Annotated in this window: 12 protein-coding genes, 1 pseudogene and 2 riboswitches; of the genes and pseudogenes, 1 reads left to right on the top strand and 12 read right to left on the bottom strand. The window is 41.9% G+C overall.

Going from position 1 to position 17,528, the window contains the following annotated elements; genetic code table 11:
- Positions 1-32: 32 nt before the first annotated feature.
- Positions 33-133, bottom strand: a riboswitch (TPP riboswitch).
- A gap of 1,204 nt (positions 134-1,337) precedes the next feature.
- The 11 genes and pseudogenes from BLV33_RS19520 to BLV33_RS28880 form a co-directional block, all read right to left on the bottom strand.
- Positions 1,338-2,987 carry a cellulase family glycosylhydrolase gene (locus BLV33_RS19520; protein ID WP_090795387.1) on the bottom strand — a complete coding sequence of 550 codons (1,650 nt, stop codon included), beginning with the start codon at positions 2,985-2,987 and terminating at the stop codon, positions 1,338-1,340.
- A 27-nt stretch (positions 2,988-3,014) separates the two neighbouring features.
- On the bottom strand, positions 3,015-3,878 hold the full coding sequence (locus BLV33_RS19515) for a carbohydrate ABC transporter permease (protein WP_090795383.1): 864 nt from the start codon (positions 3,876-3,878) through the stop codon (positions 3,015-3,017).
- On the bottom strand, positions 3,875-4,756 hold the full coding sequence (locus BLV33_RS19510; RefSeq protein ID WP_090795380.1) for a carbohydrate ABC transporter permease: 882 nt from the start codon (positions 4,754-4,756) through the stop codon (positions 3,875-3,877). Before BLV33_RS19510 ends, BLV33_RS19515 begins: the two co-directional genes overlap by 4 nt.
- Positions 4,757-4,791: 35 nt before the next feature.
- A complete protein-coding gene (locus BLV33_RS19505) occupies positions 4,792-6,117 on the bottom strand; it encodes an ABC transporter substrate-binding protein (RefSeq protein ID WP_090795377.1) in 1,326 nt (441 codons plus the stop codon).
- A 114-nt stretch (positions 6,118-6,231) separates the two neighbouring features.
- On the bottom strand, positions 6,232-7,326 hold the full coding sequence (locus tag BLV33_RS19500) for a response regulator (RefSeq protein ID WP_171909209.1): 1,095 nt from the start codon (positions 7,324-7,326) through the stop codon (positions 6,232-6,234).
- Positions 7,319-9,094, bottom strand: a complete 1,776-nt coding sequence (locus BLV33_RS19495; RefSeq protein WP_171909208.1) for a sensor histidine kinase — start codon at positions 9,092-9,094, stop codon at positions 7,319-7,321. Before BLV33_RS19495 ends, BLV33_RS19500 begins: the two co-directional genes overlap by 8 nt.
- Before the next feature lie 90 nt (positions 9,095-9,184).
- Positions 9,185-9,328, bottom strand: a pseudogene (locus tag BLV33_RS30850) (GNAT family N-acetyltransferase); the annotation flags it as partial.
- Between the two features lie 364 nt (positions 9,329-9,692).
- Positions 9,693-9,842: a hypothetical protein gene (locus tag BLV33_RS30845; protein WP_090795368.1), complete on the bottom strand. Its 150-nt coding sequence runs from the start codon at positions 9,840-9,842 to the stop codon at positions 9,693-9,695.
- 164 nt (positions 9,843-10,006) lie between these two features.
- The gene (locus BLV33_RS19480) at positions 10,007-11,992 is read right to left on the bottom strand and encodes a glycosyl hydrolase family 18 protein (protein ID WP_253187114.1); all 1,986 of its coding nucleotides are present in this window, start codon (positions 11,990-11,992) and stop codon (positions 10,007-10,009) included.
- A gap of 389 nt (positions 11,993-12,381) precedes the next feature.
- A complete protein-coding gene (locus tag BLV33_RS29715; RefSeq protein ID WP_090795366.1) occupies positions 12,382-14,676 on the bottom strand; it encodes a carbohydrate-binding protein in 2,295 nt (764 codons plus the stop codon).
- A gap of 4 nt (positions 14,677-14,680) precedes the next feature.
- Complete coding sequence (locus BLV33_RS28880) at positions 14,681-14,851, bottom strand: hypothetical protein (protein WP_139305776.1); 171 nt, start codon at positions 14,849-14,851, stop codon at positions 14,681-14,683.
- A 119-nt stretch (positions 14,852-14,970) separates the two neighbouring features.
- A riboswitch (cyclic di-GMP riboswitch) is annotated at positions 14,971-15,058 on the bottom strand.
- 335 nt (positions 15,059-15,393) lie between these two features.
- Between BLV33_RS28880 and BLV33_RS19470 the strand changes: the two genes are divergently transcribed.
- Positions 15,394-15,810, top strand: a complete 417-nt coding sequence (locus BLV33_RS19470; RefSeq protein ID WP_253187113.1) for a hypothetical protein — start codon at positions 15,394-15,396, stop codon at positions 15,808-15,810.
- Positions 15,811-16,166: 356 nt separating this feature from the next.
- Here the strand turns inward: BLV33_RS19470 and BLV33_RS19465 are convergent, their stop codons facing one another.
- Positions 16,167-16,925 carry a VOC family protein gene (locus BLV33_RS19465; RefSeq protein ID WP_090795363.1) on the bottom strand — a complete coding sequence of 253 codons (759 nt, stop codon included), beginning with the start codon at positions 16,923-16,925 and terminating at the stop codon, positions 16,167-16,169.
- Positions 16,926-17,528 lie beyond the last annotated feature (603 nt).

Genomic DNA, 17,528 nt, shown 5'->3' with positions numbered 1-17,528 from the left:
TCGTCATCTGCCATAAAATAAAAAAACTACGGAAGATACCGATTCCACTTCCCTCCGCTGGTATAACCCAGATCAGGTTCAAAGGGTTTGGAATACCTTCCATCTCAGCCTAATGGCCCCCCTAGTGATCGCATATAAAATTATTAATTTTAATGTAACATGGAATGAATGAAAAGAAAACAATTACTCTTTACATGGTTCTGGTGCAAAAACGAAATCGCGTGATAACATAGATATATTTTTTCCACAATGAACGTACCATATTTTCCCACAAAATTAAATACATCTATCAAACTAAATGAAGGGTAGAATATCCGTTTAAGCGAATCGAAAACAAAAGAAAAACCGCCCAAACATTAGGCGATTAATTCTGAACTATCGTACCCGTTAGCTGAATCAGTCGCACCATGTTGTAAATCTACTCCATCACAAGCCAAGATTTTGCATCCTCCGGATCGTTAAAAAAATTTATTGGCATTGAGATATTTCCATTTCGCTTGATTTTATTACGAATTCTCCATTTCACTATAGATGAGCAACCAACAATTGAAAGCTTACGAATGGACTTGTTTAACCGCCTTATACTCTCTACAAACTCATTTATTACCTCTTGTGTTAAGCTTGTTTTATAGAAATCAACCCAAATATCCAGGCGTCTATGTAGTTTCCAATATAAATTCTTCTTCCGATTTTATTAAGGAAAACAAGGCGTCTTTATTAGAATAAAAACTTCCATATTTAAGACAATGGATCTCGCCATCTTTATAAAAATAGGGAAATAACGAGCCGCCAGGTGATTTTATACTGTTCACAATAAAACCTCCTCCTAATAACTAATCGATGAATACGTGATATTTACCCCAATAATACCACAATTTGTAATGCAAGATCTTTATACTTACTATTATGTAATCTGCCCGTTAGTCATTCATGCAGCGCAAGATCAGCGCTGCACCACAGAGGATGAAAATGGATAAAATCTGTCAATACTTCTACTGAGGCTGGGAGAAGAAGGTCTATGAACTATGGTGCCATTAGAGCCCAACCGTTAGTCTGACTCCAACCATCACGGTGCATCACAGACTGTCGCACCCAATACGGGTAGCACTTATGGGAGATTAATCCTTTTTGACTGGTTGCACCAGCCTTACCTTTATTTTTGGAAGAAAGTTGCTAAACTAATACCCAACTTCATAAGGATCAATCAGAGGCTCAGCCTTTTTTTAAAAAAGTTCCTCCTGGGTCTACTTTAATTTGCTCTTTTTTAAGATTTCGAGCCTTTTTATTTTCATGGGAGTTCAGCAATACATTTGGGCAACATAAACAATTACAACCGGTTACCCTAAGGGTACCGGTCCTTTACTTATGACTTCGAACCATTCAATACGGACAGGGTTCTTCTCAGCTTTAAGAACAATTGTATGCTGGCCTGAGTCAAGACTAAACCCGAGTTCCGGCTGAACCTTATTCCAGGTTTGTCCATAAACTTCTGCAACTCCAACCAAATCTCCATCTACAGTAATGGCAATCGATCCATTCTCCCCAAATGCACTCACCCATAGATGAATCGTATAAAGTGTCGGACTCGAGTAAGGAGCTACCTGCATGTCATATGCTAACCAGTCACCTGGAGCCAATAGAACGTAAAGCCGTTCATCTATTTGCCACGGTTCCCCTTTACTATGCTGAAAGTTAACCATCTCCCTCTCGCTTTCCACAAACCGAATGTCAACCCCATCGTTGATGCGAAAACCAACATGCTCACTCGTCCGATTCGCAATTGAGAAGCTTACACCCTCGCCACGGTAACCATAAAATATGGCCGGTATATGGGTTTGTGGTCTGCGAAACAGTGCTCGCACAACATAAGGATAATATACGCAATGATCGAACGAGAGGTTATCCAGATACTCCCATAGAATGCGTTCAGCGGTAACTACATCAGGTTTAGCGCCGCCTTGCAAATAATCAACCAACTGTTGCCATTGATTTGGAGTTTTTACTCGACAAGGAGAATTTCCTTTGCCCATCTTCTTCCAGGTCCAGAAATTCCAAGAGATCTCATGATCCTCGAACAAACGGAATGCGCCTGCGTACCATTCTTTGTTGTTCTCGCCGCCTTCTCCCATGAAGATCGGCACGTTCCATTCTACTCTCTTGTCCAAATACACCTGAATACTCTCTGTATCCGGATTATTCCAATACTTATGAAATTGCAGCATCAAATTGTCATCCAGCTTATTCGTGAATATGGACCAATCCGTCGCCCAATGGACACCTTCCAGGATAATCATATGACGGTTGTCCACTTTCCTGATTGCATTCACGATATCCTGATACAGCGGCATGACCATGCTGTTATAAGCTGAAAACCAGTTTGGCAGCGGCTCATTCAGAAGATCGTATCCGGCCACGATCCATTCGTCCTTGTAGCGTTCAGCCAGCATATGCCAGATTTCAATCGTAAGACGCCGATTTCGCTCATCCATGAACAATTCCGGCTGATCGTTCTCGGAATCGTCGATATTCGTTCCGGTTTGACCACCTGGTGCCCCGTGCAAATCAAGAATGACATACAGACGATGTGTACGACACCATTCAATAATCTGGTCAATAATTTGCAGATGCTGCTCCTTAAACAAACTCGTCTCTTCCTCATCCAGAAGAAATCTGGCATTGATTGGCACTCGGACAGAATTGAAGCCCTCTTCTGCAATTTGGCGGATATCCGCTTCAGAAGTATGCTTCTGGTAATAATGCTCCCAAAATTGCTTCGCCTTCTCCTCCCCAATCAAATCGCGAATCATTTGTTCAATTCGTCGAGGACGATCTCCTTGATCAGGAAACAACCACATATAGCCTTCAGGCAGGAGCCAGCTTCCAAAACCGACACCGCGAAATAAAAACTCCCGTCCTTCTCCGTTCACAAGTTTACTGCCCTGTGCTTTTACGAATCCGGAAACATCGTAATCTATATGATCCTTCAAAGCTTATTCACTCCTAAGAGATAATGATTATCCTTTTATAGCTCCATCAGCGATGCCTTGGAGAATGTATTTTTGCAGCAAAAAGAACAAAACGACGACAGGCAGCAGTGCCAGTATCAAAGAAGACAGTATAGCCGACCAATCGTTGTTGCCATACTGGCCAAAAAGCATATTGGTCGATAACAACAAGGTGTATGTTTTGAAATCCGTCAACATGAGCAGCGGCAGTAGAAAATCATTCCATATCCACAGCAGATTGAGAATGGCTATAGTCGCCGTGATGGGAAGCAGCAGCGGGAATATGATAACAACAAACAGACGAAATTCACTGCAACCGTCAATAACCGCAGCTTCGTCAAGCTCTCGAGGAATGGATTTCACAAATCCATGATATAGAAAAATGGCAAAGGCAACCCCCATTCCAATATAAATCAACCCAAGACCAGTCGTAGATCCCTGAACATGAAGATTTTTGGCAATTCTAGTCAATGTAATCATAATGGAATGAAACGGAATCAACGTGGACATAACGAAAAGAAGAAACAAAAATGCGCTTAGCTTGCCCGGAGAGCGGGATAGTTTGTATCCTGCCATCGAAGCACAACCGATAATTCCAATCAAACCCACTACTGCTATGTAGGATGTGTTCCACAGACTGCGCAAGAAGTTCGTTTTATGAAATGCGCCTCCATAATTTTTGAATTCCAGTTGAGTGGGAATGGAAAGGATGTTATTCATCATGGCGCCTTCCGTCTTTAGAGAATTTAATAAACCCATATAGATCGGGAAGAGTGTAAACACAGCTGAAGCAATCAGAATAAGAAAGATTAGAGCTGATCCAGCACGGTGTCCGATACTTGCTGAGACGGATTTTGTACCTTCATGACTCATGACTCCACCTCTCTTTTCTTCATAATCCACAGCTGAATAACTGTGATGATGAATATGACCAAGAATAAGATCATGGCTTTTGCATTGGCATACCCGTACCTATAACTGGATTTAAAAGCTTCCTCGTAGATGTTAAGGGCGATAACTTGTGTGGATCTTCCCGGGCCGCCTCCGGTGAGCGAAAAAACGGCATCAAATGCTTTAAAAGAACCATTGAGCGTAAGAAAAATACCGATTGTCAGTGCAGGAAAAATCATGGGCAGCGTAACATAACGAAAAATCTGAAACACATTGGCCCCATCTATAGCAGCTGCCTCTTTCAAATGCTGAGGCACACCCTGAAGAGACGCAATATAAATAACCATCAGATAACCAACTCCGCCCCAAAGTGAGACGGTGAGGATCGCAAAGAAGGAGAATTTCGGATCACCGATCCAGGACTGATCCAGAAATTTGAACACTGAGTGTTCCGCGATATAAGGCAGCACTTTCGTAAAAATGAACAACCACATAAAACCGCCGATAATCAGACTCATCATGTTAGGCATAAAAAAAATGGTTCGAAACCATACTTTGCTTCGCTTTCTGGATTCCACGAGAACTGCTAGAGATAAGGCAATTGCATTTTGCAAAACAACCATGAACACCACGAACTTCAGGGTGAACCAAACTGATTTCAGAAAAATGGGGTCATCCTTCAGCGCTTCTATATAGTTAGACAATCCTACCATTTGATATGTGCGATTAAGCCCATTCCAATCTGTAAGGCTGTACCAAACGCCCCCAAAAGCGGGGGCGAGTACAAATACAGCATAGAACACAAGCGCTGGGAAAACGAAGGCCAATAGGATGACCGTTTGTTTATTAGTTTTCGTCATAACGATTCATCACTCCCAGTCAACCGATATTGCGTTTATTTCTGGGCTTTTATCGCGTCTGCCCATTTTTTGTCGAGTGATTTAATAATATCTTCTTTCTTTACTTGTTTAGCGTAATAACTTTGCAGCAATTTTGCCTGTTCGTCTGTAACTCCATTCGGAAGAGATAAGTCTTGGTATGCCTTCCCTTGAGAGACATAGGTCATGGCCTCGTCGATCCATGGGTAAGATTTGTACGTGTGCACTTTAGAAACAGGATTAAATTTCAATTGTTCGAAAAGTGCTGAAGAATCCTTCGGGTCGAGAATATAATTGAGCAGATCCAAAGCAACCTCTTTGTTCTTGCTGGTCGGTGAAATAGCTAATGAAGTAGAGGTCGATAGATTAATCATGGCTCCTTTCGGATCGTTGCTGACCGGCAGTGGAGCTACGCCGAATTCCATTTTCGGATTGGCCTTCTGAATGGCTTCCGCCTGCCATGGCCCCTGCACCCACATAGCCCCTTTACCATTGGCAAAGTCCGTAGAACCCTGAGCGCTGCCGACTTCGAACGGTTTATCTGTGCCATTTTGCATGATGATGTCAATAATGTTGAAAACATCCTGTACATCTTTGTAAGACGCTTGGCCCTTATTCATTTTTTCGATCCAATCCGGCTGAGAGGAATTCACGACGCCCCCTAAGGATAAAGCCATCATGAGCTGAGGAATCCAAGACTCCTGGAAGGACAACACAAAGGGTGCTATTTTGTTCGCCTTTATTTTCTCTGCAACCGTCTTCATTTCATCCAAGGTTTGTGGCGGCTTTAGCCCGAGATCACTGAATATTTTTTTATTGTACAAATATCCCCACTCCAAGCTTTCGAGCGGAAGTGCAACGATCTTGCCATCATAAGTAACCGTTTTCTTAACATTGTCGAATAAACTACTTACAAACGGCTGGCTCGACAAGTCGCCCAAGTAGCCTGCCTTATACCAGGTTGGAATATCTGCTCCCGCATGAAGTGTAAACAAATCAGGCGCATCATTAGAGGCTAAGCGAGTTTGTAAAATTTGTTTGGCTTGGTCCGGGTTGGGCATTTCCAAATTAATGGTTACATCCAAGTTTTTCTCTGCTTTTTCCTTGGCTTTGAACTGTTCAAAGTATTTATCGAACTGATCTTTAAATCTGGGAAAGCCCATAAATACTTTTAATTCCACTTTCTTGGCAGGCGTAACCGCTTTCGTTTCTGCGGGTGTTGCAGCAGGTGGTGCCGATGTCGCACTTCCGCTTCCATTTCCTGAATTGGAGCTTGAGCCGCAGCCAGCTGTAATCGTTGCCACTAAAGCAACACTCAAACCTAAATGAAGCGCTTTCTTCATATTCTTTTTCCCCCTAAGAATTATTCAATTGCACTTTTAGTATAGAGGAGTCCTTACCGATAAATCTTTTGAGGATATTAGCATTCGTTATTGTAATTTATTGATATCCTTGATCTATTCTTCTTTCCGCAGCTCACCGGGTGTCAGTCCGTAATGCTTCTTGAACACCTTATAAAAATAGGCTAGATCCGTGTATCCCGTCAGCTCAGCTATATGCTTGATCGCCAGCTTGTGCTCGACAATAAGCTCCCGTGCCTTCTCCATTTTTTTGCGGATAATCGTATCCGATATGTTTTCTCCGAAGGAAGCTTTATACGTCCGACTTAAATGTTCCTTGCTCACATAAAAATACTGTGCGATCGTTTCCAGCGATATCGGTTCTTGAAAGTGACGATTGATGTGGGTTTGTACCGCAGCAAGATCAAGTCGATTTCGGTTTCTCCGATTCGCTTGAATGGCTTCAATGGTTTCACCAAAATAAGTGGCAAGATGGGTGACTTCATCCGAAATGGAATGCAGGCCAGCCTTAAATGGTTTTTCCCGATTCCTCTCCAACCGAGATAAATCGAAATCAACTTCGTTCCCGGAAGCGAATTCCTCCAGCATAACAATCAAATCACTTCCGATTTTGATCAACACTTTGTCGTCCTGTTTGTCCTTAAATGTGCTCTGCAGGTATTCGCCTAACCTGTCAAAAGTCAGTAGAACTGCTGAACCGTTGAGCTCCAACAAATTCTCGTAAATCTTCTCACGAAAGGATAAATAAGTATCCAAGTCTGCCTTATTCGCAAAAAGATGAGGTGTACTCCATGACGAATTCATTAACTGATGAGCTTTTTCCAACTCCTGCACGCACTGGGCTAATGCTCTGTTCAACTCATCAGGATCAATAGGTTTCAATAGGTATTCTACAGCGCGAGAACGAATGGCCTGTTGCAAATAAACAAAATCATCGTATCCGCTCATCACAATGATCTTGAGAGCAGGAAAACGTTCATTCAATTCTTTCAGAAGCTCGACTCCGTCTAAACCGGGCATGCGCATATCCGTCAAAACCAGCTGTGGCTGCAGCTGTTCAATCATTTCTATCCCTTCCCTGCCGTCCTGTGCTTCGCCAACCACTTGAAGTCCGTGAGTTTCCCAATCCCCGAGCGCTTTAACCACCTGCCTGGACCAAGGCTCGTCATCGATAATCAATAGATTAAGCATCCGCATCGCCCCCCTTTCTGGATATAGGTAAGCTCATCACGACCAACGTACCGACATCCACCTTGCTAAATATTCGAATACCGTATTGTTCACCGAATTGCAGCTTGAGCCTTGCTTGGACATTGCTTAGGCCGATACTTTTTCTTTTTCTCGGCTCGTCCTGCTTTTCAACAATTGTTTTCAAAGATAAACCTCCTTGCAGGTCCATTCTCAGCTGCTGCAGCTTATCTGGTTCGATGCCTACACCTCCGTCTTTAATCAAAACGGCTATTCTGCTACTAATTTGTTTCACCTGAATCTCGATTTTCCAAGCCCCTTCCTTCCGCTGCAATCCATGTTCAAATGCATTTTCCACAAGAGGCTGCAGGGAAAACTTGGGAATCAAACAGGATAGTGGACTTTCATCCGTTGAAACAATAACCGTACATCGCCCCGCAAATCTTTGCTCTTGGATGAACAAATAATTTCGCATGTGCTTCAGCTCATCCTCCAGAGATACGATAATACCCTCGGAGCTGATGGAATAACGCATCAGCTCGCCAATAACACGGGCAATGTGATAGATCTCCGGCGCATTTTTGGAGAGTGCCATTCCCCCAATGAGATGAAGGGTATTGTTCAGAAAATGGGGATTAATCTGGGCTTGCAGCGCATTTAGCTGCGCATTCTTTACTTCGATTTCCTTTTGTAACTCACCCTCGATCAATTCTTTCATGCGCTGCATCATCTGGTTGTAGCCGCTTTCAAGGAGTCCTATTTCGTCGCGGCTTTGCACAGATTTCATAGTGAAATTGCTAATGTGCGTTGTTCTCATCGTCCTTGCCAGGCTGACAATAGGCCGACTGATACGAAGTGATACAAATATAGAGAGCAAGATCGAGACTATAGCAAAGACTAAGCCCGTTAAAATACCGGCTCTTATGGTCGGACGCGCGCTTTGATTGACCGTTTCAACCGGTATCGCTTTCGCCACAGTCAATTCGCCATCGCCAACCTGCTTGAAGAAATAGAAATAGTCATTGGTTTTAAGAAAATTCAACTCCGAATTTTGCAAGTTCAGACTTCTCAGTCTGGATTGGATTTCAATCGATTCCTTCGTCGAAGAAGACCCAGAGAGAAACTCACCTTCATCGTTGATTAGAAATACCGAGCTTTCCGGCTCAGATTTTAAGATGTCAATAACTTCCTTCCAGACTTGCTTATTGATTCGAACCGAGAGTCCTCCGAGGAGTTTTCGGTCCTCGAACCTGTTCATACTATGATAGGCATAGATGCCGTCACTGGATTGTTTGAAATACATATTGACAGGAGTATGAAGCATTCGACTCCAATTCCCATTTTGTATGTCTAAGGAAAATATGATTCCGCTATTGGCATAACTGATCGAAAATGCTTTTTGACTTGGGTGTATATAGAGATCCAAATTATCAATTTTTCGGGAATTCGCATGAAAAACCGTAGTTAGTGTGTCTTTGATATAATTTTGCGTGCTGAATTGTACGCCGACATCCGGATAGTCCATGTTGTTTAGGTTGGTTATCAGCTGTTGGTTAATTTGCAGTGTATAAAACAAAATATCAATTTGCTGTGTAAGCTCCTTTAAATATTGATCTGCCCACAGCATTCGGGAGTTATTTGCATTTATGAGTTCTTTCTCCACAGAATCCCGAGTATTATTCGTAGCAATCGTGGTTACGGTGATAATAGGAAGCGTGGTTAAAAAAATCATGAGTATCATTAATCGCAAACGGATACTTGTCCGTTTCATACTCTCACCTCTCATTTCATAAAATAATAGCATTCGTGCCGAGTATCCGTACACCATTATTTGCATATTAAAGTGAACACAATTACTTTTTTAAGATTGGAATAGCGTCATGTAGCTCCATGTCTGCGTGTGCAGGAACACACATTTTTTTCCCTCAAGGTACAGTAATCTATTCAAGCACTCCGCTACTAAAGCCTTTCCAAGACCTAAGCCTTGGTAATCTTTTTTTACTGCGAACCAATGATTGGACTGGTCACGTCTTACACCCGTTGTGTTTCACCAACTTGTCCGCACGAAAATAATTGAGTGCTTCCTCTATGGTTTCAAATTCCCCAACAGAGGTTTCGATTTCAGCCTATTTATATTCATTACCCTCGTAAAACCATACGAAAGAATATCCATTTGGCAAATTGAATTGCAATCGTTGAATAAAAAAGGAGCAGAGATAGAATTTAATATATCTATCGCCAGCTCCATTTTTCAAGGTCTAAAATGAGGATTGGACTCGGTTGTCTGAGTTTCGTCTCAGTATTTGCCCCGGAATTTTAACGAGCAAGTAACATCCACTTATGAGCGTCAGTGCTGGAAGATGCTCAAATTAAAATAGCAAGATTGGCGTAATCTTAACAGATCTCTGTGCACTTCCTCCAGGGAGGACAGCCATCACCGTCTGACTTGCTGCGTCAATCACTGAAACTACGTTGCTGGCTTGAATTGCCACATAAACGCGTCTATTGTCTGGGGTCACGTCAACGGAAACTGGGCGCGGATCTCAATAGGTCAATGTTCTTGTCCTCCTACAAAATAAAAGACTATCCTTCAGCCACTTTCATGGCTTTTAGGACAGCCCCTTTGGGATGCATTCAGTCTATTCTATTGGATCCATTCAGTTTATCTATTCTTTGAATCCTATTAATGAGGTAAATCCGCATTGATTTGATTAAGTAATGTATTGTTGCGATCGGAAGTTAATTCCCAGAACATTACGCCAGCTAATCCTTTGGATTTAATATAGTTATTTTTTAAACCTATGGATTGCGCATCATCATAGCTTATGAAGGTTCCACCATTAGGATTGTATAAATAAGGGACTTGTGCGGCGCTATTCCAGTAACGAGTATAGCCATTTTTGTTGATATAATTGTTCTCTAAGTCATTGAAATCAAATACGCCTTTATCCCATGTACCCACTGTTGCCGCACCAGAACATGATTGATATAAACCATTGTTCACGTTGGTACAGCCTGACCAACCGCGTCCATAAAAGGGTTCACCCATGACTAGTTTTTTGGCAGGCACTCCTGCGTTAAGGTAGTTTGTAATCGCCGCATCATCATAGTATGAATATTTATTTGGTGAGGGATCAGCTGGATCAAACGTTAATGCTGCATTGTTACCGCTAATCGGGTCAAATCCACCATGGAAATCATAGGTCATAATGTTGATCCAATCTACGATACTAGCTATAGCGCTTAATTCAGTATTTTGAATGTAAGTTGGACTTGCTCCAGAGGCAATGCTTAATAAATAATACTTCCCGTCTGCAGCACCTGCGATATTCAAAGCAGATCGAATATCTTGTAACAACAAGGTATAGTTGTGTTTATCCGCTGCACGGACGCTATTGCCAGAAAGTCCGCCGCCAACAGGGTATTCCCAATCTAAATCGATGCCATCGAATGAATATTTTCTTAAGAAGCTGACTGCGGAATTCGCAAAGTTTGCGCGAGTCGCTGGATCAGCTGCGACATCGGAAAAGCGGTTTGACCATGACCATCCGCCGACGGAAATAATCGTTTTTAGACCCGGATTAGCTGCTTTCAATTTAATCAGTTGATTGTAGCTTCCTTTAATCGGTTGATTCCAAGTATCGCCTGGGTAGGATTTTCCTGTAGCAGCCCAAGGGTCGCCTTGTACGATTGTACCGTTTGGAGCGGAAGCAATCACTCCATTTTCATCTTGACAAGTCCAAGTTTGTGGATTCGGACCAGAAGGATCTGAGTTTCCATGACTGCCATTCCAACAAATATCTGCAAAAGCATAATTGATGTGTGTTACTTTGGAAGCGTTAATCATTGGAACCGAATAGGCTCTACCGTAAACTGCCCACTCAGGATAGTAACCGACAATCTTGTAAGCTCCTGCTGGAGGTGTAGGTGTTGGTGCTGGTTTAGGTGCAGGTGTTGTAGTCGGTGCTGGTGTAGGTGTTGCTGTTGGTGTTGGTGTTGGTGTTGCTGTTGGTGTTGCTGTTGGTGTTGCTGTTGGTGTTGCTGTTGCTGTTGGTGTAGGTGTTGCTGTTGGTGCAGGTGTTGCTGTTGGTACAGGTGTAGTTGTGGGTGCTGGTGTAGGTGTTGTAGTCGGTGCTGGTGTTGGTGAGCCAGCTTGCAAGGACCACAAAGCCGGAACATTTGGCGGCTCCCAGCCTACTTGCGAAGTATGAGCTTGAATACATTTATAAGTACTCCCGCCATAAGTAACTAAAACATTTACTGCATAAGATATGTTGGGTGCCCAGGCTGGAGTCGAGCTTGGTGTTGGTGTTGGTGTTGGTGTTGGTGTTGGTGTTGGTGTTGCTGTAGGTGTTGCTGTAGGTGTTGCTGTAGGTGTTGTTGTGGGTGCTGGTGTTGGTGTTGGTGAGCCAGCTTGTAACGACCACAAAGCCGGAACATTAGGCGGCTCCCAGCCTACTTGCGAAGTATGCGCTTGAATACATTTATAAGTGCTCCCGCCATACGTAACTAAATCGTTCACTGCATAAGATGTGTTGGGTGCCCAGGCTGTTGTAGCCCCAGAAACATTTGAAGAAAAAATAGGCATTAAGCTAATAAGAAAGACCGCAATTAAGCCGATGGCTACTATTCTTTTAGAAAAGGGATTCTTTCGTTTTATAAAAAACATTTCATAACACTCCTTTAATTTTTAATAAAAGCTTTTTTTTCATTTATTAAAATAATGTTTTTTTAATTTGGAACGAGCTGCCTCCTTTGCAAAATTGATAGAACTAAAAGCCCTGTTATCCTGGATTGAGCAGCCTTTTTTTAAGCGCCGCATTCGTTTCAGGAGTATCATGTATGCTTTTATATTTTTTATAAGCTTAATATATTCTTAATATATTCAATAATAAAACCGAAAGGATAGTTGAATAACCTTATGTTTAATGGACTAATTAAAGAAGATAAGAATAATAGGATGCTAGGATAAATTGTAAATTCTTAAAATTAAATTAAAAGGCAGGCCGAATGATCTATTCACCTGCCTTTTCAAATAAAAATATCGATTGGTATTCTTTATGGAGCAGCGGTGATGGTAAACTCTTCCCAACCACCTACAGTATCCCTATTCGCAAATAAAACAGATGCTTGGTTCAGATCAGCACTTAAATATTTATTGTTCGCCACGGCCTGAAAAGCCACTTTTCCGCTGCCACGATCGATTTTTATAAATTTTTCCCATCCTAGAACACCTTTTGCTCTTGCGACGAGTTTACCGCTATTATTTACGTCGACTGTAATATACTTATTATTCGCAATGGACAAGAACGATACTGTGCCGTCCGGATTATTAATCACCTTAAATCGTTCCCAATCACCAACAGTTGTCCGGTTTGCAATCAATGGATCAAGTCCTGCGTTATCCGCACATACATAGTTATTATTCGCCAGTGCTTTGATACTGGAGGTTACTGGAATAGCTGCATAGGTTTGGACTAGATTTTTCAATGCTGTGTTCTCTTGAAAATTCGCCGTATTAAACTTGCTCCATTTGGACGCAATCGTAGCAGCACTATCATTATATATATCTGGAACGGGATTTGAGTTATTCGTATAGAAACCCCAATTCCCTGAGCCCGTTACTTTATAAGACCAATTTGACCATGAAGCATTTAATGCATTTAATCCAGTCAACCATTTTTCCCACAAGTCATTCTGCCCAAAAGAATATTCACCCGCATAAACCGGAACGTTCCAATTTGCTTGATATTGAGCCATTTTGGTTAGCCATGAGTCCATCATAGAATTCGTCGTATTCCAGTCGTTGTAATTAGACATGTTATAGTTATGCGTTTGATAGACTACATTCGTCCAACCATATGTCGATGGTGCTAAGGCTTGCTCCCAGTCAAAAAATGCTGCGACGATAATGATATGGTTAGCATCTTTGGCACGAACAGCATTATAAAGCCTGTTATAGTAATCATATTTTTGTTTTACCTGTGCTGTGCTTTCTCCTCCCCCTGAAGTTAGCAGCGGCTCATTCAACAAATCGTAACCCGCTATGGTAGGATTCCCGTTGTAGTGAGCAGCGAGTCGCTCCCAGATTTGTACGGTTCTGTCCTGATAGGTTGAATTCACCCATAATTGATTCGAATTTGAGATCCCGCAGGATTGCCATGGACAATCTCCACCCTGTACACCATGAAAATCTAACATGACATAAATCTTTCTTTGGGCGCTTTGAGTAACCAACCAATCAAGTGTTCTATAGGAGATAGAATCAGGTTTCATACTGCCGTCTGGGTTCATAAAATCTTCCCAGTACATAGGTACGCGTACAAGATTTAATCCCATGTTCTTGATATTGTCTAGATCACTTGCCTGAATCCATGTATCATGATATCCGTTTTGCAAGCTTTGATTCGTATCTGTACCAAAACGATTCCACAACGTTTGAGTCAAAGTATACTGATCTGGCGTGTTCATAGGAGACATCCAGCCTTCTTGCAGCATCCAACCGCCCAAATTGGTTCCATGAAGATTAATAGTAGCTCCGGAACCAGAGTTATTTTTAATTACTTTGCCGTTGGTTTTTAAGAAATCAATTGTGCTTGGTGTTGGTGTTGGTGTAGAACTAGTGGTAAAGTTCAACCAATTCAGGTTAAATCCTCCGGCAGACACATAAACCCTTAACGTTTGACTGCCAGCCGTTAAACTTACATTGGTATTTACTGTTGTCCATGTCTGCCACCCGCCCGTATTCGGTACGTTGACCGTGGTTAAAATGGTGCCAGCACTATCCTTCAATTGGAGTTGGCTTGTTGCAGAGGTGCTCGCTACTCGGAATTCAACGGTATACGTGCCCGCGCTTTGCACATTGACACTGTAATCCATCCAATCCCCGGTATCGGTCCAGCCCACGTCAAGACCACCGCCTGTATCGGTTGTCGTTTCCGTTTGTATGCCGCTCATCGCGCTGTAGCTTTCGGCTTCAATTTTCCCGGGAATTGCCGCTCCTCTCGGTGTTGGTGTTGGTGTTGGTGTTGCTGTTGGTGTTGCTGTTGGTGTTGCTGTTGGTGTTGCTGTTGGTGTCGGTGTTGGTGAGCCAGTTTGTAACGACCATAAAGCCGGAACATTAGGAGGCTCCCAGCCTACTTGTGAAGTATGAGCTTGAATACAGGAATAAGTACTTCCGCTATACGTAACTAAATCGTTTACTGCATAAGCTGTGTTCGGTGCCCAGGCTGTAGTTGCCCCAGAAGCAGTTGAAGAAAAAATAGGCACTAAGCTAATAAGAAGGACCGCAATTAAGCCGAATGCTGCCAATCTTTTAGAAAAGGGATTCTTTCGTTTTTTAAAAGAAAACATATCATTATCTCTCCTTTAATATTTGAGCATTTCGCATAATTACTTTCTTGTCTTTGGCACGTCCTTTGCCATCCATGCAGGACAGGAATAATTTCCTGCCAATAGAAAACTGTCCAATGTGAACCCCATCACCGATAACTACATTTTGGTGTACCAGTGCTGTTGGATGAATCATTTTTCCTCTCCTTTTTGGAATTCAGCTGATAGTTTGTATGTTTTAACAAACTCCTTCACTGCCAGTTTCGACAAATAAACGCACAAAAAAAGCAATCACGATTAGGATGGCTTCCCCCTATCAGCAACTAGTCAACCATAGGACTTAAATCCTTTAGGCACTTAGCTTTGCGTACATTATGTTTCCATAAGTTTGCCAATATTCTGTTTTTCGACAATACACTTCTTATTGAAATATAAGGTATCACAAAATCCAAGCAATAAATACTATTTATTGTAAATATAAACCAAAATACCTACGAATAATGTATAAAACACCCCTAAAAGACTAGTTGCGATATACAGACCACAGAGGCGAATCTGGCCTACATATTGATGAAAGATCAACAATCAGATGCAAACAGGAATACCCTGCATATTATAACGTAGGCGATTTACCCAAAATGGTTCAGGAAGGTGTTCTTGTTGAGACAAAATGAAATGTGGCAATCTGTTGTAACCGAGTTACACCACAGCCTATATGACGAACAGATGGTTTGTTCCATGAGTACACAGTTGTTTCATATACCCAAAATGAAAGATTTGAAAGGAAATGCGGAAATGCATTCGCATCTTGTTCCGGCATCCTATCATCGTGTGACGGCAACCGGCTCCGCGCAAAGGTTGTTGAACGGAGAAAGCGCGCCATCCATAGTGGAAACGCTGATTGGTTGCATACAAAACAGCGAACAGAGAGACCGTAATGTAAACGCCGGTTTACTTGTCATGAGGGATGCCGCCCCCACTTCATACAAACAATTTGTAGAAAACATCATACGCTGGCAGGAATATACTGAATTTCATTTGCAAAACGCTAAACAATTCGCTATACGGATTACCGGCTCTACCGCGTGGAAGGAACAATCCCGGTATGGCGAACTTTCAAGAAATCAACATAATACCTTGTATACCGTTTTTTGAAAAAGGAAAAGACTCTGTATCGTTGTTAAACGATTACGGAGTCATTTTTTCAAACCGGTCAGTCTATTTCTTTTCGATTTCTCTGATGAATTGCTTCATCATGTACACTTTGTTTTATATCATGTTTCGAAATGATTCCTAGCTCAAACGGCGGATGTCACCTCCATCAAAGGGAGTTTGAATAGAGTTGTTCATTACGGACATTCATGATCCTCGATTCGGCGGTGGATAACACCTATTTTTTCCTGACCCTGATGACTTGACGACTGAAACAACCAACATAATGCGCTTTAAAAGGCTGGCCACCGCGACGGCCTTTATTGTACTATCGTTTCCGTTAGCGTAGTAACAATCGTTTAATTTAGCTCATCGCTAATCCCTATTTGATTGCCTTCAATGTCTACAAACTCAAAATAATTGGTGCCGTTATCACGCTGAAGCTTGCCAATGTTAATGTCTTTTATTTGTAGTTTATTATATAAGGCCAGTGCGTCCGATGTTTGTATAATATATGGAATATGTACTAATGGATTCACTTTTGGGGTTTCAACCAGAGTTATGCCTCCCCAATGAGGAAAATTGGAGGCCGCATAATTTATCGTCAAATCATGTTCATATGTATGGCTGTTGTAACCAGCTCCACCTCTAAACGACCAACTTCTAAAGGAAAGACCAAATATTTCACTATACCAATCGATTGCCTTATCGATGTTTCTTACAGCCAAAAATGTAGCACATATAGCTACTTTTTGGTGTTGATCTAATTTATTGGGGATCTCGGCACCAACAAGACCAAGTCTATTCCCGTCGGGGTCAAAAAAATCCAAACAATGAAAACCGTCTGAAATGGATGACTTAGTTCTTACCTCTTTTTCGATTAACATTGAACGTGACTTAACCATATTTTGAGACTCTAAATTAAATGGGATATGCGTATACTCATTAAGCTGATTCGACTCTACCAAAACGATCGAAGTATCGTTAGCAAAGTTGATTTTTCCTTTCTTATCATCAACCCATGCGAACCGAACGTCGAATATGTTTTTGAACCACTTGATCGAACGTTCAAGGTCAGTTACTGGCAAATAGATGTCTTTCATGGAAAGCAGACTCATTCACTGTTCCTCCGATCATATGTATCTTTGGGTATTGTTTTCTGACTTTATTGTACCTCTTCTAAATTTTTCCAACAACAATGTTAAAAATCATCTATACTACCCGTTCGCAAAAAAAAGCAGCTACCAAAAGCAAACCACAATTAAGCTATCGTTTCCCGTTAGTCAATCATGCAGCGCAAGCACTGCACCACAGATGATGAAAATGGTTAGAATCCGTCAATACTGCTACTATGGCTGGGAGAGGAAGGTCGATGAACTATGGTGCCATAGAGCCCATCCGTTAGTCTGACTCCAACGACCACGGTGCATCACAGATTGTCGCTCCCTTTTGGGAAGCACTCATGGGAGATTAATCCTACTCTGGTTGCTGCACCAGCCTCATTTTCATTTTCAGCCTTGAATGGTATTTGGTACTTTAATTTCATATCTCTTCTCAGGCACAGCCTTTTTTTAAAAAATCATTCGGCTAGGTCTAATTTATTATTGTCTTTTTGAGGTTTTTCGCGGATTTAATTTTCATGGGAGTTCAAACCGCGAGGTTAAAGGACGGCTACCCTAAAGATAGCCCTTTCCTTCCACAACATGAAGAAACTTAACTAA

Origin of the sequence: Paenibacillus sp. GP183 (assembly GCF_900104695.1) — a bacterium.
GTDB lineage: Bacteria > Bacillota > Bacilli > Paenibacillales > NBRC-103111 > Paenibacillus_AI.
Note: the sequence above shows the minus strand (reverse complement) of the source record. Positions and strands in the feature narration are given on the sequence as shown.